The sequence below is a fragment of the Sphingobium sp. B2 genome (assembly GCF_007693735.1).
GTDB classification, from domain to species: Bacteria; Pseudomonadota; Alphaproteobacteria; order Sphingomonadales; family Sphingomonadaceae; genus Sphingobium; species Sphingobium xenophagum.
The window spans coordinates 401,604-424,076 of the sequence record NZ_VDBZ01000001.1 but is presented as its reverse complement, the minus strand read 5'-3'; the positions used below and the strand labels follow the sequence as shown (position 1 = coordinate 424,076).

The window sequence follows — 22,473 nt, the reverse complement described above, 5'->3', positions numbered from 1 at the left end:
GGTCAACCGGTCAGGATAGGAATCATGGTTTTTACGTGAGCATCGATGCGATCCAGCACGGTCCGGGGAATGGTTTTACGCTCTGGCAATGTCCACCAGCGGGCGTCGATGCGCCGCCACGGCTTTGAGGACGGCGGGCGAGGGAAGTCTACACGCTCGCGGTGCGCGGCGACGGCCAGAGCCGCGCTACCGTGATCGCGGGCGGGCTGACCTATGATTGCCCCATCAATCTGCAAAGTGACATTCACAACGCACTCGCGCGGTTCGGCGCGGCGGATTGAAGGGAAACGGAGCGCAGCCATGCGCGCGCAGCGCAGACAAGACGCGGAGCGGATGAAGGCGCGGGCACGCCGGGTCATGGCTCTGTGGAGCCGTGGCCTGTCCGCCGATGTGCCGCCGTCACCGCGCGCCGTCGGCAAGCTCGCATCGACGTACGGGCGCGTGCTGGCTGTGCAGCAGCCGCAAGGATGTCCCACCGAAGCGGGAACGCGGTTTCGATTACGGCGGTCGGGTTACTTAATCAGTTCGGCAATATTGCCGCGAAAATCGGCGGGCATGTCCCGCTGCTCGCAAAGGCGCGCCTCGTGCTCCCATCCTTCGCTGTCCTTGAAAGAAAAGGATCGGCGGTCGGTAATCGTCCATTCAGCGGTCGCCGCCGATGCCAGAAATTCAGCGGGTATCGGCGTAGGCGGCACCCCATAACGGATGTCGCCGCCAACCTGAAGGGTGCGGAAAGTCGTCGGCCCTGTTTGTTCGATCTTCGCAAACTTGGTGAACGAACTGCTCCAATACAGCCCGTCGCGGCGCAGCAGCGCGGCGGTGGCATTCGAGGCGGTCGCGCAAGTCGCGTCCGTGCGGACATAGTAACCGCGATCAAGGGGTAACTCGCTGATCGTTTGCGTTACGGGAGCGGATGTGGGGGCGCCCCCGGCCTCCGCTTCGGCCGCGCCACTACCCGACCACAATGCGAAGGCACCGCCTGTCGCGACAACGCCGACGATGGCCAGTAACCGAATAGGCAAAATGCTCATGTGTTCGCCCCCTATAGATGTATGCAATCGCTACAGCCTCTTGAATGGTTAAAGCAGATGTAGACTGAACGCCAGATGATTGGCGGCGTTGAAGCGCAAAAGCTTCCTCTCGCCAACGCTGCCCGCTTCACTCAAAGTTGCCGGTTCCTTATTCTGATCGTGCATCGCACCGGCTGCTTGGTCTTGGCGGCCTGTTGCTCGCAAGCGTCGATGGCTTCGTGATTGTCGCGACGCAGTTCTGCGGCGTCGGCTATGGACTGCCATGCGTGCGGACTGTCGGCGCGCATGATCCGGGTTCCCGCTTCCCATAGGGTCGGCTCGCGCACGGTGCGCGAGGCGAGGCGTTCGGGCCAATGCCAATCGGTCGGCGCGATACGCGCGACGAAACCGGGAAGCGCCGCCCATAAAAGGCACCCGGCGACGAACCCGCCGCCGCACCACCACCGGCGCGCGCGCTCCTGCTGGTCGATAGTGGCGGCGGTGCCGCTGATCGCGCGCAAGCTGTTGCGAGTGTCGGCAAGCTCGCGCTTCAACTCGGCAAACGCGGCCTGATCCTCGCGCCGCGCCAGCGCCGCCGCCGCCGTGATGCGCCTCTGGAAGTCCTCCGGCGTCATTTGCAGGGCAGGTGCGCTCTCAAGGGCGATCACCGCCTTCGCCAGCTTGGCAAGCGTGTTGCTGTAGTCGGGTATCTCTATATCGGCTTTCTCGGCCGCGACATGCTCGATAGCGCGGCGGAGCAGCGCCAGTTCGCCCTTAAGCTCGGTGAAGGCCCGTGTCGCCGGGTCCATCGGCGGCGGTGCGTCGGGGAGTGTGCCGGGTAGCTGTATGTCGTCCATGTTGTTCTTCTCCTATCGGCTCATGCCAAGGTCGCGGCCATGATCGAACGGCACGGAGTCCGCCAAATCACTGGCAAGGCTGCGGCCCATATCCACGTCGATGCCCAATTCCTGACGCCGCCCGGACAGCAGCGATTCCACCTGCGCGTCGCGCTCAAGGCTTTTCGCCATCCCGGCCATGTCCTGACCGACGCGCTTCGCGCCCCGGAAATCCCCGTCGCGGCGCAATTCGTCCTGTGCCTGCCGGAGCTGCTGCCAGCCCTCCACAAAGCGGTCGGCGCGGCTGTAGGGATCGGCGCGCAATTCGGCCTCTTGGCTCATCGCCCGCAGCGCGACCTGGCCGCGCCCCTCCGCGGCCTCGTGGACAAGCGCCGGCTGGCGCTGGAAGGCCGCGCCAAGGTCTGCCGATGCGTTGGGCCGGATCGCGTCCAGTGCCTCCCGTGCGCGGTCGAACGCCTCGCGCTGGTGGGGCATGGCGTCGATGCCCTGCGCGCGGGTCTGGTGGATCGCGTCCAAGGCCCGCGCATAACGCTCGACCGCGCCGCGCAAGCCGCCTGCGCGCATCGGCTGCGGGTCGTGATCCCGCTGCTGCTGGCGGGCGGGGTCGCGGTCGGCCTTGGGCATCGTGCCGCTAAGGTCCAGCCCGTCGAAGATGCCGCGCCGGGGTTCGGGTGTGGGCGCTGCCCCGCGATCCTGACCGGCGAGCGAGAGGCGCAAGCCGTCGAAGATCCCGCGCGCCTTCTCGGCCACCGGCCGGACGATTTCCGCGATGCGCTCGCCAAGGCCGATGCCGCGCCGTTCGGCAAACTCCTTGGCCGGATCGGCGCGGGCATAATCGCTCGCCATATCCTTGGCACGCTCGCGCGACAGGACGCCGACAAGGCGGGACTGGTCCTTGAAGTCGTCGCGGCCGTAGTGGAGCGCCATGCCGTCCCGGTGACGGGACATGCCGACATAAGCGCCGTGGCGATCCATACCGGGGGTTGCAAGCATGTGCGCCCGGTCTACGGTCATGCCCTGCGCCTTGTGGATGGTGGCGGCATAGCCGTGATCGACATGGGCATAATCCTTCGTATCGAAGGATACGGAACGCCCGTCATCGGTGTGGACGGCGACATGCTCCGGGCTGACCTTCTCGACCGTGCCTAGCGTGCCGTTCTTCACCTCAAGCCCGCGCTCGTTGCGAAGGAACATGATGCGGTCGCCAGTGGCGAAAGCCCGCGCGCCTCGCTCGGTTTTCACGCGCACATCGTCGCCAAGCTGGCCTGCCGCGTGCATCCGGTCGCGCGCCGCCTCGTTGAGTTCGCGCACCTCGTCATTGGTATGGGTGAGGATGATCCGCGATTGATCCGGGGCGGCGATGCGCTCGCGGTCCCACCGTTCGACAAGATCGGAACGGGCCTGCTCGCGCGTCTCGGCCGCGTGGACCATGCCGCGCTCGGCATAGGCCCGGATCGCTTCGCCGGTCCTGCCGGTGGCAAGGTGCCGGGTGGCGTCGCGCTGCCAGTCGTGAACCTGCCGCCGCACCTCCGTAATCTCGACGCCGCCATGCCGTTCGTGGATCGCACGGAACGCCGCGCCCGCCTCGATCGCCTGCAACTGCTGCGGGTCGCCCACCAGCACGACCTTTGCGCCCGCGTCGGCGGCATGGGAAAGAACGCGCTCCATCTGGCGCGTGCCGACCATGCCAGCCTCGTCTATCACCAGCACATCGCGGGCGGTGAGCATATCGCGCCCCTGCGCCCAACCATGCTCCATGCTGGCGATGGTGCGTGACGCGATGCCCGAACCATTCTCCAACCCTTCGGCGGCGATGCCGGACAACGCCGCGCCGCGCACTTCATACCCTCCGCGCTCCCACGCCTCCCGCGCCACGCCAAGCATCGCGCTCTTGCCGGTCCCGGCGTAACCGACGACGACGCTCAAACCGCGCTCGCCCGTCACATGCTCGAACGCCGCGCGCTGCTCGCCGGCCATCGCAAGCCCGCGCTGCTCGGCCTGCGCCAAGGCGGAGGCGCGGTCCTTCTCAGCCACGCGGTGCCGTTCGCGCTCGGCCATCAACTCGCTGGCGCGCTGCAGCCGCTGCTCGGTGTCGATCATCTCGCGGCTGGTGAACCTGTCATCGCCGCGCCCGTCCTTGCCGAGAGCGATCAAGTCGGGCGACGTGCGAACGGCGCTCATCGCCCGGTCGAACTGCTCCTTGCCGTCCGTATGGCGATGCACGAACATCGCCACGTCGCGCTTGGTAAACGTGGCTTGCTGGTGGGTGATGGCGTCCAGCGCGACGCGCGGCTCCGCGATGATACGTTCACCGTTGCGCTGCGCGGTGGCGCGGTGATCCTCGATGCGCTCGGATTCAAGCCCGCGCTCGCCCATGCGCGATGCGGCGGGGCCGATCTTGTCTTGCGGCTCAAGGTCGATCCCCTGCGCCTCCAAGGATCGGTGATCTATGCGGGCATCAATATCCAGTTCCGTAAGCCGGGTGTTGACGTGATCGGCCCAACGCTCGCGCCACTGCTCGACAAGCTCGGTGCGGTTCCAGTCGCGTTCCTTCGCGCCGAAACCCTGCTCGTTCACTTCGCGCATGGTGAGCATGACATGGGCGTGCGGCTTCGCCAGCCCATCCGCGCCAATGTCCCAATGGACATTCAAATCCGCGATCATGCCGCGCTCGACAAATTCGGCGCGCACGAAATCCTGTGCAAGCTCGATGCCCTGCGCCTTGGTCATCTCGCGTGGAATGGCGAATTCGACTTCGCGCGCTAGCTGCGCGTCCTTGCGCTTCTCGAACGCCTCGACATCGTTCCAGAGGCGTTCGCGGTCGCGCCATTGTTCGGGCGCGCCTTCGGGCAGGAAGATTTCGCTATGCTCGACGCCCGACTTGGCGCGGAAATCATGGTCGCGGTCCAGCCGCTCGTCGTGCAGGCGTTCGCCCGCCCGATAGGCCGCCGCGCTTACGGCGCTGCGCCCGCTGGCGCGGCCGATGACCTGAACGGAGAAGTGATAGATTGCCATGACGGCAATCCATCTACGCCACCAAGCGCACGTCGGCACGACGTATAAGCGCGCCCTTCTCGAAAATTTCTCGGACGGGACTAGGCGGTGTCATCCTGTCCTGGCGACTCTACTGCACTTGCGGAGGGATCATCTTATCATAGCGCCATCGTCACTCAATGGAGACTTTGCGATGCGTAAACCACGGGATTTTGATTCGGAACTGAAGGCGCTCGCCGACAAAGCGAAGGCGATCAAGGAACGGCGCGTGCGCCAACTCGGCGAACTGGTCGCGGCAACCGGGGCCGATGCGCTCGACGCCGATCTGTTGGCCGGGGCGCTGCTCGGTGCCGTCGCCCTGAAAGATGCCGCCACAAAGGAGGGCTGGCGCAAGGCGGGCGCGGCCTTCTTTCAAAACAAGGCACATCGGCCTGCGCCGCGACCTGAACAACGGGCGGAGGGTACTCTCCCGCTCGACGGCGGCGCGGCACCGCGCTGAGGCCCAAAAGGCGAGAACCGACATGCGCGAATGGATGGTCGAGCGCAGGGCGCGCACGAAGCGATTGATCGAACTGGGCGGTCTCGTCGTAAAAGCGGGCCTCGTCGATCTCACCGACGATGATCGCACGACGCTTTATGGCGCATTCCTTACGGTCGCGGAGAGGCTTCGGGGTGAGGAACGGACGGCGGCGTCGATGCTGTGGAAGCGTAAGGGCAAACGTGCGTTCGAGACGGAGGAGCAAATGTCCCGGAATGAAAAGGCGTGACGAGCATCAACGGTCATCCACCAATGCAAAGCGAATGCGCAACGAGCTACGCAAAATATGTCTGCACGATTTGCGTAGGCAATGGCAGGCGTGCGGTCAACCCGCCCCGGCACATTGGCTATTGTCGAACATCTCAAGATATTGCTCAACAGTCTGGTTCATACCGATTGATTTGCGCCGCTCATTGACGCTGGCCGGGTCTTCAAGATCGTTCGGCGTCCATTGGCCAGAAATGCACTTGACCTGCGTACCATATCGCTGGAGCCGATGGTCAAATTCCAGTGCGATGCGATCATACAGCATTGCATAGGCTTGCCCTTCTGCGTCACCCTCCGCGACGAATTTTTCGAGCCGGGTAAGAGTGTTTCGCATCAATTCCTGATCGTTGACGGCGTGTTGGACGATCAGGAACGCGGCTCGGGCGGCTTCCTTCCCATAAACGCTTGTTCGAAACCAACCTTCGGCGGGCATCAGCTTTTTCAGTTCATTCTGATACTGGAGATCGTGCCGCCCGATCTCCGCGAAAATCTGGTGCCGTACGGATGCGCGGCTCGCTTCGGGAAAAACGGAAAGATCCACCTTCATAAAGGCCATACGGCCCGCCTGGTCGAGCTTTCCAAGTCTTATCAACTTTTCGGCAACGGTGGTCGCTGGCGGCAGCTTTGCATTTTCTGCTTCCACATCTTTATAAGCTTCCTCAATTTGCCTCACCAATTGTTCCACGGGCGGGGCCGAAGGAGGCGATGAGACTGCAAGCAAGAGGGACAAGGCGAAAATCATGGTTGATCCTCCGTCTATCGTGTTCGGAAGTTACGCGTCATCTCGCACGGTCAGGACCACGCCATGGCGCGCATCGGTGATCGAGGCTCGGCCAAGGCCCCAAAGTTCGCCCGATCAGGGCAATATGTTGCAGACCCGAGGAGCGGAAGTTCCCCAGTTTCAGTTCGCTTGCCTGCGTGGCACTTCGCTGCGTCACCACTGCATCGCAATAAAGGCGGTCCTCTCTGAGATAGATGACCTGCGGGTCGACCTCCATTGTCGTCCCGTTGTAAGCCCAGTTCACACATAACCTCTGTTTGATTGCTTGGGTGACCAGGGCGAGCGCATCCACTTCCTTTTCTTTGGGAGACTTCGCATCGGCGGCCGGGTTCGGGATGACCTGTGCCTGAGCCTCTTTGTTTTTCGGCGTACGCATGTTCAGGCGAAGAGTTTTGCGTGGCCGGTCTGTCATGCTCAAATCATTGTCGGTTCGACAGGCTGGGGCAAGCCTTCTTCTCGCCATGCCTGTATTCTTATACTGCCCCGGCTTGGACCGAACGTGATACAGGTCGGCAATGCTGATTGATCCCGCCTTTCCCATGGTCCTGCGCAATGACGCCGTGCGCGTCCATCGCAATGCCGTTCGGCGGGATTTCACGATCAGCGCGGATACCTATGACCTCTACTCTTTGTCGGGACTTACCAGAGGAGAGGAAAATCTCTGGGAGAAATTCGCTACGCTGGGACAGGACAAGGCCCGGTATGACCTGTTGCAGAAGCTGATTGCACGTCAGCCTGCTCTTCGGCTGGGGTTGCTGCTCGACGATCTCGCCGAAGCCTTGCTCCTTGTCGGCGTCGCCGATCTGCGCACGCGCGAGGGCGCGCTGCTGGTGCTGGAATGGATCGATGACAATTTCGGCGCGCCGCTGCTCCCACCATCGGTTTTAAATGATTTCAGGCCCAAATTGCGGGCGCTTCGGCGGCGACGTTTTGGCTGGGTTGTGCCGCCGCAAAGCGGGGGCAAGGACCATGGGGCGGCAAGGCAAGGCGATGGCCCGATGGAATATCCCCGCGTGTGGCTATCGGAAGCGCAACTCGAACATTATCGCGCCGATGCCGATTGGGCCGCAATTTTTGATGACGACGCTTCGCCCGGTGCGTCGTGCCATACACCATGGACGAACATATGCAGGCGATCATTCTCGCCGTAGTGGAACGGGCGCCGCAATGGGTACGGCGCGATCTCGAAGCGAAGGATATCGGGGTTCGCGCGCGGGCGGAAGAGACGCTGGCGGCGATGATTACCGCTACGCTCAAGGGTGAAACGGCACAAGCGACCCGAACGGCCGCGACCACAGCGGACTGATCGCCCTCTACAACGCCGTGACGTCTGCTTCTCCACGCTATATCATGTTGCCCGATACCCTCTGGAGGCAGGGCATGGATGATGCGGACATCGACATCGACCGGATCGACGAAGCGGTCCTGGCACTGATGTTTCTCACGCTGCACGAGGAAGGCCGGCGGTCGGGCATGGCGAGAGCCTGGAAGTCCTTCGATTGGGACGCACTGGATCGCCTGCATGCGCGGGACCTGATCCTCGATCCGGTGGGCAAGGCCAAGTCGGTCCTGCTGACACCTGAAGGCCGCCGCCGCAGCGAGGAACTTTTCTACCGGCTGTTCGCCAAGGGCGGCTGATGTTTCAGATGTCAGCGCCCAGCGTTCGCAACCAATCCTCAAAGCGCTTTGGGCCAATCTCGATTCTGTCGAGCACGCTCGACATGCGCTTGACGACGGTCTCCCTCGTGGTCTCCATCTTCGCGGCGATCTGATCCAGGGTCAGTTTATCGGCAGAGAAAAGAAGGACGGTTTCCCGCAACGATTCCGGCAAGGCTTCGATCAGCACGATGGCGACCGCAACGTCATCGTCCATCCGTCGCTTCCACACGACCGGTCTGTCGATGCCCATGGCGCGCAAATGATCAGCGCAATAGTGGCGATGCCGTTCGCGCAATGCCCGCTCTGCGGGACTGATCTGGGCGGTGCGCCAGCGCCTTGGTCTGTCGCCATCCAGCATGGCGACGATCATCGCCAGCGCCTCCGACAAACAGGCCATGACAGCCGTCATCTCGATGGACAGGCGGCGGGCTATTTCTTCAAAAGCGAGATCGTCGTTCTGATGCATCCTTAGTATCACGCGGGAAAGCACCGGCAGGCGCTTAACGGCATCAAGATAGGCCGCACGCATTTCCGCCGTGGGGTCGCAGGTGGCGTCAGGCGAACTGCACATGGTCCGCCTCCTGCGAATTCTCATCCAGCGCCTCCAGCCGTTCGACGCAGACCGTCTGCACCAGCTTGTAGAGAGCGGCAGTGCAATCCATCGCCCACGCCACCTCTTCAGGCGCTATCCGGTATGTGCGCCCGTAGCGCACCTCGACATAGGCGCGCCGGATACAGCCGAAGACACGCCGCTCGAACGGCGTTTCCTGCGGCCATGCGAGGGCAAGACGGCTGTCGAGATATTCGGCAACCTCGCGCAGTTCGTCGAGGGCGTGCGTGCGTAGCCCATTGAGGGTCAGCGACCATGCGACGCACTGGTAGAGATGCTCGTTGGCCTGATGCAGCAGGAGCGCCGCCATCGGCGCATTGCCGCGCTGTTCGAAGAAGGCCGCGCCCATGAGAAAATCACCGGCCCGTTCGTACCAGCGTGTGAACTCGGCATGCCCGCGCTCCCGCTGCCGTGCGGCAGGCAGCCTTCGCGGCGCTTCGAGGCGCGCACTGCTGGCCTGATAGAGCGCAATCCCGTCGGTCGCGATCGTGACGAACCAGGGGACTCCATGAACGAGGGCGTGGTTCACATGGCTGAGCGTGTGAACGCACAGCCGCACCGGGTGGGCTATCTCGCCCACTTCCCATGCCCGCCGCAGGCGGTCGCGGATCGGCGCCCAATCATCCCGGCGCGCAGCAATCCGGTTATGGTTGACGATGACCATCAGCCGGATCGGCGCAGGCGTAAGTACAGGGTTTGCGCCCTGATCCCGGACCGCATGCGCGCCGTAGAGGACCAGCTTGTCGATGCGGGCCGTCTTGTAGCGCTGCGCGCGCTTTTGGGCGCACAGGTCGTCGAAGCCCTCGAACAACAGGGCCGTGACCCGGCGTAGCTCCTCTCGCATGGAACCGGAGAGATGGTCGAGGTCGGTGTGCAGCATCATGCTTCCTTCCCCGGCAGACCGGCATAGCCGGTGATGGTCCCCACATCGGCAACCAGCGTCGCCGCCGTTTCGACGATTTCGGCGGGAGGGAGTGCAACGAGAACGGCTTCTGCCTGATCCGGCTGTCTGCCGCCGTGATGATAGTCCGATAGCGGCGTGATCAGCCGTTCGAGTTCTGCGCTCGGCGGACCGAGCCCGTTCGCGCAAGCATGTTTCAGCGCGGCTTCCAGATCGAGCCCGATATGCCTTCGGTTCCTGTCATCGCCGTAGCCTGCATGGAGCAGCAGGGCTTTGAGCGCGAACTCCGTGGCATAGGCGGCCTCCTGCACGACCTTCGAGGCACGGTCGCGCGCATGCGCCTCGACCATCATCCCGACATGATCCACGGCGCGGCGGTAGAAAGCGACGGCAAGCAGGAGGTCGAAGTCGCCGGGGCGGTGGTAGAGGTCGAGATTGTGGCGCGGATGGTTGCCAAGGTGGGAACGCAGGGATCGTGGCCGCGCCTCGTCGCCAATCTCGGCCAGAAGCGTGCCGAATGCCTCAGCGAGTATCATTCGAGCCTCGGCGTCGCTGGTGCGCAGGGGGCGGGATATTCGGCCAAGGTCGAGGCCGTAAGCACGGTAGCGCTGGAAGGCGATCCGTTGCGGCTCGTTCAGAATTGTCAGAGCCGCTGTAATGCGGTCGTAGGCCGCCAGGCCTTCAGCATTTCGCGGCGGGTCCATCGCCCGGTCGAACAGGACGATGCCGCCCTCGTAGCGCTCCGCCAGCCATGGATTGGTCAGGGCAAAGCGCTCGGCCTCATCGATGGCGAAAACCGATAGCTCGACTTCTACGGCCCGTATGAGTTGGGACTTGAGGACGGCCTGGGCGCGGCCCCAATAGCGCTCCTTTCCCTTGTAGGCCTCATGGTCGACGAAGGCCCAGATTTCCAACAGAAGTGGATCACGGCCCCATGTAATCCTTGCTGATGCATCGGCATTCTTGCCCACCAACATCAAGCCTTCGAGCGTGCCGCGCCGGGGTGCGCGGTCGCGCCGATCGATGAAATAGGCGCGCAGCACGCGCACGGCGCGCTCGATCGCCAGTCTGGGATAGGGATCGAGATGCAGCACGCGGGCGACAACGCGGTCTCGCATCTCATTGTAATCGGACATCTCACGATCATGCTTCGCCTCAGCGGAAAGCGGCAGCGCATGTCCGTCATGGTTCTCGTCCATGGGAACCTCCGGTCCGCATCCAGGCGGATGAGGCGGAAGGAACGGGGCGGATGCGGTATACGGTCCCGAAACTCCCGCGCACTGGGCACGGGAGTCACCGGGGCTGCGAACATGATCCGAAGACATGCGCCGCCGTTTTTAGCCCGAAGGCCTGGACATATACGACGGCACCCCGAAAACGATCTGTTTTCGAGGAAGTCTATTTCGGATCAGGATTCGCAGTCCCGGCGCTGCCCTGTGCGCAACGCATGGGCAGCCTATCAGAAAATGACCATGAAACAAAGAGTCGGCTGAAGCGATGGACTTTGGTTCGGTTTCAAAGAGAGCCGATCGTCAATGCCACTTGTCGCACTATTTGCGCCAGCGGATGGACGCCTATCCGTCAAAAACGCTGGCCTTTAGCGCAACCCGGTAGTTCAATTTCTTCGAATCGCAGTGGGAGGCCCAATTGATCCTGTTTGCCACTTTACTAGCCGTCAGTGTCGCTACACCGATTCAAGCAGAAGGGTTGGATGGAAACTGGGCCTCGGATTGCACCCCAATCGGTAAGGGCGGCCGACATGGGATCATCACCCGGATCGCCATCAAGGACGGGGCGATAGAAGCCAGTGCTCGATTATATGCCAAGAATGACTGTCAAACGCCCACGCTGGACGTGGACTATCGTGGCATAGACCTCCAAGCGAACAAGAACGAGGACGGCATCCTGTTTCATCATACGGTGGCATCGATCACGCTGACGCCACTGTCCGAGGCTGTCGTAGCCCAGTATAATCTGGTCGATGGGGAGGTGCATGGCTGCGGATTGAAGGGGTGGGCGCTCAATGTCCCAAAATCTGTTGCGGGGCGGACATGCGATCCGTTCTACTTCGCACAGGAGCAAACAACGCTGTATGATACGGCCTGGATCGCTGACGGCGCGGTTCAGTTTGCAAGTCTGCCTATGATTTGGACCAACACCGACGCGGGTCGGCGCACAAGTCAGCCGCTTCCCATCCGTTACAGCCGGACAGCTTCGAAATGACCGTTGCGAGAGGCATTCTATGGCCCAGTAGTTGGGCAGCAGTGAAATATTCCGTTCGTCGCAAAACCGCTCCTCCGGCATTTTGGCTGTGGAGCGGTTTTTCAAATGTGCGTTCGTCAGGCTCCTCCTTGGTGGCTCTTCCCGCCGAGCGGTAGAAACCCCGGAGGCGATACCGCCTTCGGGGTCATGCAAGGTCAAGCGGCTTGCGCCATCGGCTGATCCACGGTTTCTGCGGTATCAAGCAACGAGGCAATCTCGCTCCACCGCTCGACGCTGCCAACGCCGCCTCGCACCGTGTAGGTGGACGGCTGAAAGGCCATCCAGCGCGGAACCCAGCCATCCACCTTCGCCCGCTCATTCGCTCCGGCAAGGCAATCGCGCACGATCTGCCGCTGCACCTTCACGCTCTCCCCGGCGTTGGCACTGGCAACCGCGTTGCCCGCCACGTCCGCAACGATCCTGCCGATAACCTCCTTGTCGCGGATGCTGTCGAGCAGGGCGTCGTCGGCCTGCCAGACTGCCGCCATATCCACCTTGAGCAGCGTGCCCAGCAATTCGACCGTCGCGCTTCCCGCTGCCAGCGTCTCCCCCATGACGACAGTGAGCACGGACATGACCGTTTCGTCGGGAAGGCCCATCAGATGGTTGAATAGCCCCGGCAAGCCATGATCGCCTGCATAGCCGTCCGTGACGGTGGGCGTCTCGGGATCGAAGCCGAGCAAGTCCAGAACCGCGCGGCGCTCAGCGTCGAAGATGGCTTCCGATGCGCTGGCTTCCACGCTCTCCGCGATGGCATCCGTATTGGCCCGCTGCTTCTCCACATCCACTCGCCACAGGGGCGAACCGATAATGGCATGGGCCAGCATCAGGCGAAGGGCCATGGCAGGCTGCGAAATCAGGGAAGCGCGCACGGCGGCATGCCGGTGAAAGTCGATATAGTTCTGGATAGGAGCGCTGATCTCCGGACGCACGGGCTTCGGCAAGGTTTCGCCCGCCTCGCGCTTACGGGCTTCCTTCCCGGTGATGTAACCTTCATGGAAGGTCACTTCGCCGCGATGGCTGATCGCCACATAGACCCGACCGCCTTTCTTCTTCTGGCAGCGCTCACGCTCCCATGTGTGGAAATATTCGCCGCGCCCCATCACGACGACCTCCGGCCAGCCCGCCTCCCGGTAGGCGTCCGCCCGTTCCTCGATCGCCGCCATCTGCGCGGTCCAGAAATCGGCGGCACAGGCGAAATATTTGTCCTCGCCGAACAGATCGGAGACGATTTCGCCGGAATAGCTCCCGACATCGAACAGCGCGACCTCGGTGGAAATGGCCGCACCGCCCATGAGCCACGCCTTAAGGTTCTGGCCCAAGGGGGTTTGGTCGCTCTCGCTGTCAAGCAGTGCCAGCCATTCACGCTGCTGCGCCTTGGTGGCGAGGGTCAGGTGCCGCACGGTGACGGCATCGATACGATCAGCCCGATAGAGATTGCGGATGCGCGGCATCAGGTTGCCCAGCGCGAGGGTCCGCTTCACCTGTAGCGCGGTCAGCCCAAAGGTCAGGGATATATCCTCCACGCCGCCCCCCTCTCGGACAAGCCGGGTGAAACTTTCATGGCGGGTCATCTCGTCGGGGGCCAACCTCGCGATATTCTCGATCAGCGAGGCTTCCAGCGCCGCTGCGTCGTCACCTGCTTCCATAACTGCACAGGGCAGTGGATCGATGCTCCCGCTTTCCTCGGCAACCGCCAGTGCGGCATGATAGCGCCGTTTACCTGCCACGATCTCGTAGGCGTCGGGCGAACCATTTTCCCGCACGATTAGCGGCACGAGGACACCTCGCGCGCGCACCGAAGGCAGGATGTTGGTTAGGTCTGGAGCCTTCTTTCCCCCGCGCATGTTGGCGGAAGACACCGAGAGGCGGGCGATATCGATATGCTTGAGTTCCATGTTGCTTCACTCCTCTTCGCATCATCCCGGCCCCGGAATGCGGGGTGGGCGGCAAGAGCGCACCGGCAGGCGCGGCGGCAGAGGCGGGTTGCACCCGCAGGGCTGGAACGAAGAGAAAGACCCGGCTTGCCGGGTTGCGGCCCGCCGCGACGCGCCTAAAGGGGAGCGACGCCCACACCGCTTGTCGGAGCCGGTCCACGCCATCGTGCGCATGCGCGATGTCTACATGGAAGTGGCGCAGCCACTTCCTCCGCGTCATGCGATCGTCACGCCGGGAGGCGACGAGACGGCGCACCGCGCTGGCTCGGTGGAGCGAAGCGGAATAGAGCGCGGTTTGCGCAAAAATGCGCGAAGACGCTCATTTGCCTCTCTGCTTCAAATGCGCGATGGAAGCCAACGACATGCAACGCCGCTTGCGCCAACGAGCAATAGGGAAAGTCTGCAATTTTGCACTTGCGAAATGACCTTCGCAGATGCAATATAAAAATGCCTTTCAGGCATCCTCTCCTAACTTCAGGCTGGCTGCGCGCCAGCCTTTTTTATGGGGCAAAGCGTCCAAGCATCAGAAAGACCCATGGCGACGGCTTCGATCAAGAGATGCGAAAAATCCGCCAGCTTGCGTGAAGCCGCCAGCCTCCTCGTCGCACGATCAGGCGCGGGATGGTCCCGGAGGGCGGCAAAATCCGCTGATATCGCCGAAATCGCGTGCATCGTTGGTGGTGCTGCCGATCAGCTTCAGATATTGCGAGGCGACCGAGCGAGCACGGTCGGCGTGCTCGCTATTGAAGGAGCGTCAGGGCATGCGGGATACCCATTAACCTCCCGTCGGCAATCTTTGCAGTCGGTGGACAGGCAATGGTCCACGACGATGCAATCCCGGCCGGCCCGCTTGGCGGCATAGAGGAGGCGATCGGCTCGTCCGATGGCGTCGGCTATGGACTCTTGATCCTTTACAAGCGCCAAGCCAAAGCTCGCGGTAAATTGATCATCCGTTTCAATGTGTAGCCAGCGCTCCAATGCGAACGCGCGTTGCATCCTGCTTGCGGTTGCAACGGCATTATCCAGCGAGCTGCCGGGGAGAAGGACGGCAAACTCCTCGCCACCAAGGCGAACGACACAGCCTTTGGGTCCGGCCTGGGCTTCGAGTATTGCACCAAAGCGCGTGATCACATGGTCGCCGAAAGGGTGGCCGAAGCGGTCGTTGATGGCCTTGAAACGGTCGATGTCGGCCAGAATGACGGCGGTTGATCCATTCTGGAATAGCCTCCCACGGGGCGACGCGAGCAAGGCATCCAGGCCTCTCCGGTTGAGCAGGTTGGTCATGGGATCGGTGTTAGCATGGGCGCGATATTTTTCGATTGTGTCCCAGGATGTGGCGGCCATCACGGCAAACGCCAGCATAATGCTGCCCATTAGCCCCGTGTACTGGATCAGGTTGCCCCAGATGGAGGATCTCCAGGCGCCGACGACATGATCGATATCCGGGGCCGCGATGAATAGGAGGCACTGGAATGTCAGCAACATCGAAAAAAGCAGGAATGTTGCGGCTAGGAGCCGATCCGCTCTTGTTCTTGCCAGTTTGGAAAATGGTAGGGCGCTTGTCCAGAGAGCAAGGGCGCAGCAAGCCTGAACGAAAAATGTCTCCAAACGGACGCTTTGGAATATGACCAATGAAATGGCGATCATCGTGGTCGATGACACCATCAAGGCAACATCGAATGGCACGCTGCTTTTGAGATTGAGGCGCTTCTGGAGTGCGCGACACGTCAGGAGGATGCCCAGCAGAATGAAATTATCTTCGACAATCTGTTTGAACGGGGTGAAGCGATCAGTCTCGAACAGCATCAAGGCGTAGCCGACGGCAAGGACACATAGGGCGTGGCCCCATCGGGCGGTGGTGAACCCCAAATATCCGATCGAGATCAAGCCCGCTCCACAAAGCAGGATGGTAACGGGAACAATCCAATTGAGCAGGGTTACAGGCATGGCGCGACCAGAATAGTCCGGCGGCAATCTCTATGCTTGCTCCCGGAACAGGGGGAAGCCGACCCTATAGCCTATGAACCTTAACGATATTGCGACGTCCAGTTTCCCGCAACTCCGGATCTATCATGACCTCGGGGACGAATGCTGCTGGCGATGCGGAAGAGTGGCAAATCGTGCCGCATCTACGGCAGCTACGCCATTAACAAATTTTTAACGATGATGCGGGAAGTTGTGGACGCGTCTTGATTACCGCCTCCACCATCGAGACGTGCTTCGATCGGCCCCGGCGCCTCCCCCAATCATGCGTCGGGGTCTATCGGGCAGTTCAGGCGACGGCTCGCCAGTTGCGACCTTCGTAGAATGGGAAATATGATAATCGCGCTATCTGCGCTGCCGGGACAATTTGAGAAACTCCCATGTTTGAAGAAGCCGCATTGCGGTAGAGATGGGCGTTGTCGGTCCCAGCCCGCGTCGCCTGACCGCACAAGCGCACAGCCAGTGCCATGACGGCGAACTGAGACATGGGAATGGATCGGCGTCGCGGAAGAGGGACATTCGCATTGCAGCGAAAATGTCGTAAGCGGTGGCCGCAATTATGGCGATGAAACCAGAACCTATTGTCAGCATTGCTTCCTCCGAATGGAGGGGATGGCGCCTTTCGCCTTGCCTGACCGGAGATTTGAATTGTCAAATATCAGCCGGCGACCCAAACATGCGCCACAGGCTCAATGCACCGTCTGCGGGCGGCGCATGGCGGGTAAGTGGATCAAGCTGGTTAGCGTCCGCGCTCGTGGTGTAATTTCCGGTGTAGATTGAGGTTGTCGCATGGGGTGGGGCCTGTCTCTTATACACATCTAGATGTGTATAAGAGACAGGTTCTGGCCCTTGGGTACATAGGCCAGGGCCTGTCTCTTATACACATCTAGATGTGTATAAGAGACAGGTTCTGGCCCTTGGGTACATAGGCCAGGGCCTGTCTCTTATACACATCTAGATGTGTATAAGAGACAGGTTCTGGCCCTTGGGTACATAGGCCAGGGCCTGTCTCTTATACACATCTAGATGTGTATAAGAGACAGGTTCTGGCCCTTGGGTACATAGGCCAGGGCCTGTCTCTTATACACATCTAGATGTGTATAAGAGACAGGTTCTGGCCCTTGGGTACATAGGCCAGGGCCTGTCTCTTATACACATCTAGATGTGTATAAGAGACAGGTTCTGGCCCTTGGGTACATAGGCCAGGGCCTGTCTCTTATACACATCTAGATGTGTATAAGAGACAGACGCAAGTCTGGCGTCAGGTCGCTGATCAGTTGCGCGCCCGCTGGCCAAAGCTGGGCGCGTGCATCGACGATGCCGAGCATGACGTCCTCGCATACATGACCTTCCCCGAGCAGCACCGGGTCAAACTCCACAGCACCAATCCGCTGGAAAGGCTGAACAAGGAAGCGAAGCGCCGCGCCGACGTCGTCGGCATCTTCCCCAACGAGGACAGCATCCTCCGCCTCGTCGGCGCCGTCCTCCTTGAGCAGAACGACGCATACCAGCTCCAGCACCGCTACATGCAAATCGAGCGCATGGCCGCCCTTACCACACCAACAATCGAGGAGGTTCAGCCGCTACAGATTACACCCAAGGCCGCCTGAAAATGCAGCCCGCTGGCGACACCCGAATTTACACCACATTGACGGACGCGACCTCAAGCTGGATGGAGTGAAGACCCTCATCCCTCGTTTCCACAGCAGGATTGGAGGACGCGCCTGCCCTGGCGCCCGGCAAGCGGCGATCCTCCTCGATCAATCCGCACTCCTATGAAGTGGCCACCTTTGGTGCCGCATGGCTCCAATTTGGAAAATGTCGAGGATGACGACGATCAGGTATTTCGCACGGGGGCAACTACGCTACCGCTTCCAATCCCTTACGTTGGATAATCGATAGAAGGCGAAGGGCGGGGCCACTGGGCCGCTTCACGCCACGCTCCCAATCGGACACCAGATTGCGGGAGACGTTAAGATAGGCAGCGAACACCGGCTGCGAGACATTCTCACGCTCGCGGATCGCCCGAATTTCATCGCCAGCCAGCGCGAGCGCGGGGGCAAGGCATGCCTCATCAAAGGTGCGCAGCGTCGCGCGCGACACCACGCCCGCGTCATGGGCGTCGCTCATCATTTCGTGGATCGCGCCCGCTATCTCGCTACGATAGCCCTTATCCTTCACCGTCGTTCCCATCGTCTATCTCCACCAGCGTTCCCGACGCTATCAGCCGGTCAAGTTCCTCGCCGCTCCATTCCAGCGCCTCGCTCGCGGCCTTGCGGAGCAAGGCCAGGTCGGCCTTCGATATGTTCGCCTGCGCATTCTTGGCGAACCCAAAAGCGAATATCGCCCTGTCACCCTGTTTGAACAGGATCAGCGTGCGATAGCCGCCAGACTTGCCTTGCCTGGTGCGCGCGACCCGCTGCTTGATGACGCCGCCGCCAAGATCGGCATCCACCAATCCGCTTTCCGCGCGCTCCACCGCCTCACGAAGCGCGGCATCGGCAATCCGCTCCTTCCGCGCAAAGCGCTCGAACCATCCATTCTTGAAAATGCGGGTGATGGCGGTTCTCCTGCTCTTCGCCATATATAACACTTAGCGTTATAGTTCAACGCCGACGGGATGGGACGATACACCATCGGTCTTCTTGACAGCGGATGTGCTGCGGTTGAGCATGGGTCCTTGCTTCATGACGCTGCGAAGGTGGTCCTTTCGAAGGAGCATCCCATGACCGACTCGGCCTAGCGCCTTCTGGCTGCCCCTCGGAACGGGGCGGTTGCGAAGGCTGCGCATGAGATTTTGGTACAGGCTGGGAAAAAATCTGCGCTGATCCTCGTCAGTGAAGAGCCTGCGCCAAATTCCGCCGTCTTCCGCCGCTGACCGCCGATTGCCGCCAGCGTCCACCATAACCTCCGAGCTTGGCTGCTTGTGCGCCCGGAACGCTCTTGTCCGGGACGGCAAGGCATTCAATGCTCGTGGCCGGGGGCGCGTGCAACATCCTGATTTGAAGAGACTGCCCCATGAACAATAGCGATCGTATCATCCGAATGAAAACCGTTCTGGCCCGCACCGGGCTTTCCCGCACGACGCTCTATCGCAAGATGGGCGAAGGCACTTTCCCACGGCAGGTGAAGATCAGCGTCCACGGCGCTGGTTGGCGGGAGTCCGCCATCAACCGCTGGATTGCCGATCCGGCAAGCTATCGAGAAGAGTTGGGCGTTTGATCCTGCCGCCGTGCCCTTGTCTCTTTTTGGCGAGGGCACGGTGACATTGGATGGCTGCGATCAGGCCGCTTGGCATTTCGCCTTCCCGAATTTGCCCGTGACGACCTTCTGGCCATCACGGAGGAAGTCGAGATGGTCGGACCAGTGCTGCATCATGCGGACCCGTTCGTCCCAATATTCCCCGCGCGTATAGGCGCGGCGCACCGCATTGTTGTCGCAATGGGCAAGCTGGCGCTCGATCGCATCGGGATGCCATAGCCCCATTTCATTGAGCAGCGTCGCCGCCATCGCCCGGAAGCCGTGGCCGGTCATCTCGTCCTGCGCGAACCCCATGCGCCGCAGAGCGGCGTTGATGGTGTTCTCCGACATGGGCCGATCCACCGAGCGGAGCGACGGGAACAGGAAGCGGCTATAGTCCGCGTCATGCTCGATGGTTTCGAGGATCGCCAGCGCCTGCCGGGAGAGGGGGATGGTGTGCGCGCGACGCATCTTGGTCTTGTGTGCCGGGACCGTCCACAGCGCCTTGTCGAAATCAAAGTCCGCCCATTCAGCATAGCGGAGTTCGCCCGGACGGACGAACACATGCGGGAGCAGTTGCAGCGCCGCCTTGGTGTTGGCGAAGCCCTCGAACGCCTCAATGGCGCGCAACAGTCCGCCCGCATTGTCGGCGCTCGTGATGGCCGCCCTGTGGACGGGCTGTGGCGCAATGAGAGCGCCGCGCAAGTCGGCGGCCACGTCGCGCTCGGCGCGCGCCGTGGCGATGGCATAGCGGAAAATCTGGCTGCATGTGCTGCGCAGGCGCTTCGCCGTCTCGTAGCGGCCCTTGCCCTCCATCTTGCGCAGCATAGTCAAGACCTCCTGCGCGGTGATGGCGGTGACAGGGCGCTTGCCCAGCGATGCATTGATGAAGGCCAGCAGCCAGCGCAGCTTCTTCATCGTGACGACGGAGCGACCTTCGCGCTCGACCTTCACCAGCCATTCGTCGGCCACGGCCTTGAAGCTGTTGGACGCCGCCACGGTAGCGGCAATGCGATCCATCTTGATCTTCTCGGCAGGGTCGTCGCCCTTCGCCAGCACCTTTCGGGCGGCGTCGCGCTGCCCGCGGGCATCGGCAAGGCCGGTATCGGGATAGACCCCGAAGGCCAGCGTCTTTTGCTTGCCCATATGGCGGTAGTTCATGCGCCAGTAGCGCCCGCCATTGGGCGTCACATAGAGGAACAGGCCATCGCTATCGGTGAGTTTGTAGGGCTTGGATTTGCCCTTAGCGTTTTTGAGCGCAGCGGCGGTAAGCGCCATGATGGTATCTCCTTTTAGAGGAGGGCCGCGCTACCATCAGACATACCATCAACGTGCTGGTATCCGGTGGTCCGAGACCGCTCCGTATGGGATACCTATACCACAAAAAACCGCAGAAATCCGCCGTTCCCGGCACTTCCTGATACTCTCTGGGAGAGTATTTTGGTGACCCCTACGGGAATCGAACCCGTGTTTCAGCCGTGAAAGGGCCGCGTCCTAACCGCTAGACGAAGGGGCCGTTGGCGGCGCCACCGGATGGCGCTGCGAAGCGAGGCGGGCATTAGGAGGAGACGGCGCAGGGGTCAACCCCCCTTTTTCCTGTGTCGGATTTCTCCGCCCTCAATCCGCCCAGGCCGCGTCCTCCAGATGGAGTTCGGCGGCCGGGCGGCTACCCCAGTCGTCGATCTTCGCCCGACCCGCGACCCATAGCCGCCGGTCGCGCGGCGCGCCCAATATCGCCTGCCCCAGATCGGTCTCGGCCTGACGGAAGGCGATGGTCTTGAACGAGCGGCCATCCTCCCCGCCCATGATCGCGCGCAAATGGCCGTTGCCCACGACATCGGCCTTGATCACGCGCATCGGTCCGGCAGCGATGCGGGGGGCTGGCCAGCCCGCGCCATAGGGCCCGCCCGCCTCGATCGCGGCAATAAAGTCGGGATTGACCCCGGCGGGGGCCAGCACGGCGTCGATCAGCAGCGCCCGGTCGTCGCGGGCGCGGGCGACGGCACCTGACAACCGATCGTCAAGGAAATCGGCCAGCGCATCGACCCGGTCCGCCGCTACGGTCAGTCCCGCCGCCATCGCATGACCGCCGCCCGCGACCAGCAGGCCGCTATCCTTGGCCGCCATCACCGCCGCGCCCAGATCGACCCCGCTGATCGATCGGCCCGATCCCTTGCCCACGCCATCTTCGTCCAGCGCGATGACGATGGCCGGGCGGCCTGCCTTTTCCTTGATCCGCCCGGCGACGATGCCAATGACGCCGGGGTGCCATCCCTGCCCGGCGATCACCGCTATGGCGCGATTGCCCTGGGCCGCCAGCAATGCCTCGGCCTGTTCCTGCACCGCCGCCTCGATCGCGCGCCTTTCTTCATTATACTGGTTCAATTGTTCGGCGATCCGCGCGGCTTCGGCAGGATCCTGCGTCGTCAGCAGGCGCACCCCCAGATCGGCCTGCCCGACACGCCCGCCCGCATTGATTCGCGGTCCCAGCGCAAAACCCAGGTCGTGGCATAGCGGGGCGCGGGTCAGGCGGCTGGCGTCGATCAACGCGGCCAGGCCAATATTGCGCCGCCGGGCCATCACCTTGAGCCCCTGCGCCACGAAGGCGCGGTTCAGGCCTTTCAACTGCGCGACATCGGCCACCGTGCCCAGCGCGACGATGTCCAGCAACTCCATCAGCGCCGGTTCGGCCCGCGTTGCGAACCAGCCGCGGGCGCGCAGCACCCGCACCAGCGCCGCGCCCAGAAGAAAGGCGACGCCGACCGCCGCGAGATGACCATGGGTTGCGGCCTCGTCCCCTTCATCCAGCCGGTTGGGATTGACCAGGGCCAGCGCCATGGGCAGCGCCGCGCTGCATTTATGATGATCGACCACAACGACATCGACTCCGGTGTCGCGTGCCATGGCCAGCGCCTCGAATGCCTGTGCGCCGCAATCGACGGTGACGATCAGGGTCGCGCCCTCGCCCGCCAGCCGCACCAGTGCCTCACCGGACGGGCCGTAGCCTTCCATCAGCCGGTCGGGGATATAGGGTTTCGCCGTCAGTCCCAGGTCGCGCAGCAGGCGGATGAGCAGGGCCGCACTGGTGGCGCCATCGACGTCATAATCGCCAAAAATGCGCACATCCTCGCCCCTCTGCACCGCGTCGGCCAGCCGTTCCGCGGCGGCATCCATGTCGCGGAACAGGCTGGGGTCGGGCATGAAGGCGCGGATCGTGGGGTTGCGGTGCGCATCCAGCGCGTCGCGCGGACAGCCGCGCGCCAGCAGCAATTGCGTCACCAGATCGTCGGGCGCATAGCCCGGTTCGCGCGCATCCGCCCCCTCCCCCCGCCATTTCCAGGGCTGGCCAGTGATGGAGCGGGAGATGTTGAGCGCAAATGTCATGCCGCCGCTCTAGTCGCTTGCATGCAGGGATGGAAGCGCGGGCCGTCGCG

General features: G+C 62.3%; 23 protein-coding genes, 1 tRNA gene and 1 pseudogene. 8 read left to right on the top strand and 17 right to left on the bottom strand.

The window, feature by feature from the left end:
• Positions 1–2 precede the first annotated feature (2 nt).
• The 4 genes from FE851_RS26630 to traA form a co-directional block, all read right to left on the bottom strand.
• On the bottom strand, positions 3–359 hold the full coding sequence (locus FE851_RS26630) for a hypothetical protein (RefSeq protein WP_261370834.1): 357 nt from the start codon (positions 357–359) through the stop codon (positions 3–5).
• A 153-nt stretch (positions 360–512) separates the two neighbouring features.
• On the bottom strand, positions 513–1,031 hold the full coding sequence (locus FE851_RS02140) for a hypothetical protein (protein ID WP_222422927.1): 519 nt from the start codon (positions 1,029–1,031) through the stop codon (positions 513–515).
• Between the two features lie 131 nt (positions 1,032–1,162).
• Positions 1,163–1,867: a DUF6118 family protein gene (locus FE851_RS02135; protein WP_145199431.1), complete on the bottom strand. Its 705-nt coding sequence runs from the start codon at positions 1,865–1,867 to the stop codon at positions 1,163–1,165.
• 12 nt (positions 1,868–1,879) lie between these two features.
• A complete protein-coding gene (gene traA / locus FE851_RS02130; RefSeq protein ID WP_145199428.1) occupies positions 1,880–4,882 on the bottom strand; it encodes a Ti-type conjugative transfer relaxase TraA in 3,003 nt (1,000 codons plus the stop codon).
• A 172-nt stretch (positions 4,883–5,054) separates the two neighbouring features.
• On the opposite strand from traA, the gene traD reads away from it, so the two are divergent.
• Together traD and FE851_RS02120 are read left to right on the top strand one after the other, a co-directional pair.
• The gene (traD, locus tag FE851_RS02125) at positions 5,055–5,360 is read left to right on the top strand and encodes a conjugal transfer protein TraD (RefSeq protein ID WP_145199425.1); all 306 of its coding nucleotides are present in this window, start codon (positions 5,055–5,057) and stop codon (positions 5,358–5,360) included.
• A gap of 22 nt (positions 5,361–5,382) precedes the next feature.
• On the top strand, positions 5,383–5,628 hold the full coding sequence (locus FE851_RS02120; RefSeq protein ID WP_145199422.1) for a conjugal transfer protein TraD: 246 nt from the start codon (positions 5,383–5,385) through the stop codon (positions 5,626–5,628).
• A 96-nt stretch (positions 5,629–5,724) separates the two neighbouring features.
• On the opposite strand, the gene FE851_RS02115 is transcribed toward FE851_RS02120, so the two are convergent.
• Positions 5,725–6,408: a DUF6624 domain-containing protein gene (locus FE851_RS02115; RefSeq protein ID WP_145199419.1), complete on the bottom strand. Its 684-nt coding sequence runs from the start codon at positions 6,406–6,408 to the stop codon at positions 5,725–5,727.
• A 37-nt stretch (positions 6,409–6,445) separates the two neighbouring features.
• Positions 6,446–6,859, bottom strand: coding sequence for a hypothetical protein (locus tag FE851_RS02110; RefSeq protein WP_145199416.1), 414 nt, complete (start codon positions 6,857–6,859; stop codon positions 6,446–6,448).
• Positions 6,860–6,962: 103 nt separating this feature from the next.
• Here FE851_RS02110 and FE851_RS02105 point away from each other — a divergent pair, with 103 nt between their 5' ends.
• From FE851_RS02105 to FE851_RS02095, 3 genes are all read left to right on the top strand, one after another.
• A complete protein-coding gene (locus FE851_RS02105; protein WP_145199413.1) occupies positions 6,963–7,598 on the top strand; it encodes a hypothetical protein in 636 nt (211 codons plus the stop codon).
• On the top strand, positions 7,562–7,753 hold the full coding sequence (locus FE851_RS02100) for a DUF6771 family protein (RefSeq protein ID WP_145199409.1): 192 nt from the start codon (positions 7,562–7,564) through the stop codon (positions 7,751–7,753). Before FE851_RS02105 ends, FE851_RS02100 begins: the two co-directional genes overlap by 37 nt.
• A gap of 74 nt (positions 7,754–7,827) precedes the next feature.
• The gene (locus FE851_RS02095; RefSeq protein ID WP_145199407.1) at positions 7,828–8,085 is read left to right on the top strand and encodes a DUF6429 family protein; all 258 of its coding nucleotides are present in this window, start codon (positions 7,828–7,830) and stop codon (positions 8,083–8,085) included.
• A gap of 4 nt (positions 8,086–8,089) precedes the next feature.
• Here the strand turns inward: FE851_RS02095 and FE851_RS02090 are convergent, their stop codons facing one another.
• From FE851_RS02090 to FE851_RS02080, 3 genes are read right to left on the bottom strand one after another with little or no spacing between them, the layout of a single operon-like run.
• Positions 8,090–8,677 (bottom strand): hypothetical protein, encoded by a 588-nt coding sequence (locus FE851_RS02090; protein ID WP_145199404.1) that lies wholly within the window; start codon positions 8,675–8,677, stop codon positions 8,090–8,092.
• Positions 8,661–9,599, bottom strand: coding sequence for a HEPN domain-containing protein (locus FE851_RS02085; protein ID WP_145199401.1), 939 nt, complete (start codon positions 9,597–9,599; stop codon positions 8,661–8,663). The genes FE851_RS02090 and FE851_RS02085 overlap by 17 nt, the downstream gene beginning before the upstream one ends.
• The gene (locus FE851_RS02080) at positions 9,596–10,816 is read right to left on the bottom strand and encodes a hypothetical protein (protein WP_145199398.1); all 1,221 of its coding nucleotides are present in this window, start codon (positions 10,814–10,816) and stop codon (positions 9,596–9,598) included. Before FE851_RS02080 ends, FE851_RS02085 begins: the two co-directional genes overlap by 4 nt.
• Before the next feature lie 448 nt (positions 10,817–11,264).
• Between FE851_RS02080 and FE851_RS02075 the strand changes: the two genes are divergently transcribed.
• The gene (locus FE851_RS02075) at positions 11,265–11,840 is read left to right on the top strand and encodes a hypothetical protein (protein ID WP_145199394.1); all 576 of its coding nucleotides are present in this window, start codon (positions 11,265–11,267) and stop codon (positions 11,838–11,840) included.
• A gap of 194 nt (positions 11,841–12,034) precedes the next feature.
• Here the strand turns inward: FE851_RS02075 and FE851_RS02070 are convergent, their stop codons facing one another.
• From FE851_RS02070 to FE851_RS25960, 3 genes are all read right to left on the bottom strand, one after another.
• Positions 12,035–13,777 carry a ParB/RepB/Spo0J family partition protein gene (locus tag FE851_RS02070; protein ID WP_145199391.1) on the bottom strand — a complete coding sequence of 581 codons (1,743 nt, stop codon included), beginning with the start codon at positions 13,775–13,777 and terminating at the stop codon, positions 12,035–12,037.
• A 735-nt stretch (positions 13,778–14,512) separates the two neighbouring features.
• A complete protein-coding gene (locus FE851_RS02065; protein ID WP_145199388.1) occupies positions 14,513–15,763 on the bottom strand; it encodes a GGDEF domain-containing protein in 1,251 nt (416 codons plus the stop codon).
• 1,194 nt (positions 15,764–16,957) lie between these two features.
• Entirely contained in the window at positions 16,958–17,095 is a 138-nt protein-coding gene (locus tag FE851_RS25960; protein WP_186378862.1) for a hypothetical protein, read from the bottom strand.
• On the opposite strand from FE851_RS25960, the pseudogene FE851_RS02060 reads away from it, so the two are divergent.
• Positions 17,050–17,409 (top strand): annotated as a pseudogene (locus FE851_RS02060) (transposase); the annotation flags it as partial. The gene FE851_RS25960 and the pseudogene FE851_RS02060 sit on opposite strands and share 46 nt — an antisense overlap.
• 250 nt (positions 17,410–17,659) lie before the next feature.
• Here FE851_RS02060 and FE851_RS02055 read toward each other — a convergent pair.
• Entirely contained in the window at positions 17,660–17,992 is a 333-nt protein-coding gene (locus FE851_RS02055; RefSeq protein ID WP_186378732.1) for a helix-turn-helix domain-containing protein, read from the bottom strand.
• The gene (locus tag FE851_RS02050) at positions 17,970–18,383 is read right to left on the bottom strand and encodes a type II toxin-antitoxin system RelE/ParE family toxin (protein ID WP_145199385.1); all 414 of its coding nucleotides are present in this window, start codon (positions 18,381–18,383) and stop codon (positions 17,970–17,972) included. Before FE851_RS02050 ends, FE851_RS02055 begins: the two co-directional genes overlap by 23 nt.
• Positions 18,384–18,817: 434 nt before the next feature.
• Between FE851_RS02050 and FE851_RS02045 the strand changes: the two genes are divergently transcribed.
• A complete protein-coding gene (locus FE851_RS02045) occupies positions 18,818–19,021 on the top strand; it encodes a helix-turn-helix transcriptional regulator (RefSeq protein ID WP_145199382.1) in 204 nt (67 codons plus the stop codon).
• A 60-nt stretch (positions 19,022–19,081) separates the two neighbouring features.
• Here FE851_RS02045 and FE851_RS02040 read toward each other — a convergent pair whose 3' ends face one another.
• From FE851_RS02040 to recJ, 3 genes are all read right to left on the bottom strand, one after another.
• Positions 19,082–20,317 carry a tyrosine-type recombinase/integrase gene (locus FE851_RS02040; protein WP_145199379.1) on the bottom strand — a complete coding sequence of 412 codons (1,236 nt, stop codon included), beginning with the start codon at positions 20,315–20,317 and terminating at the stop codon, positions 19,082–19,084.
• A 163-nt stretch (positions 20,318–20,480) separates the two neighbouring features.
• Positions 20,481–20,555: transfer RNA gene (locus tag FE851_RS02035), tRNA-Glu, on the bottom strand.
• A gap of 101 nt (positions 20,556–20,656) precedes the next feature.
• A complete protein-coding gene (gene recJ, locus FE851_RS02030; RefSeq protein WP_145199376.1) occupies positions 20,657–22,423 on the bottom strand; it encodes a single-stranded-DNA-specific exonuclease RecJ in 1,767 nt (588 codons plus the stop codon).
• Positions 22,424–22,473 lie beyond the last annotated feature (50 nt).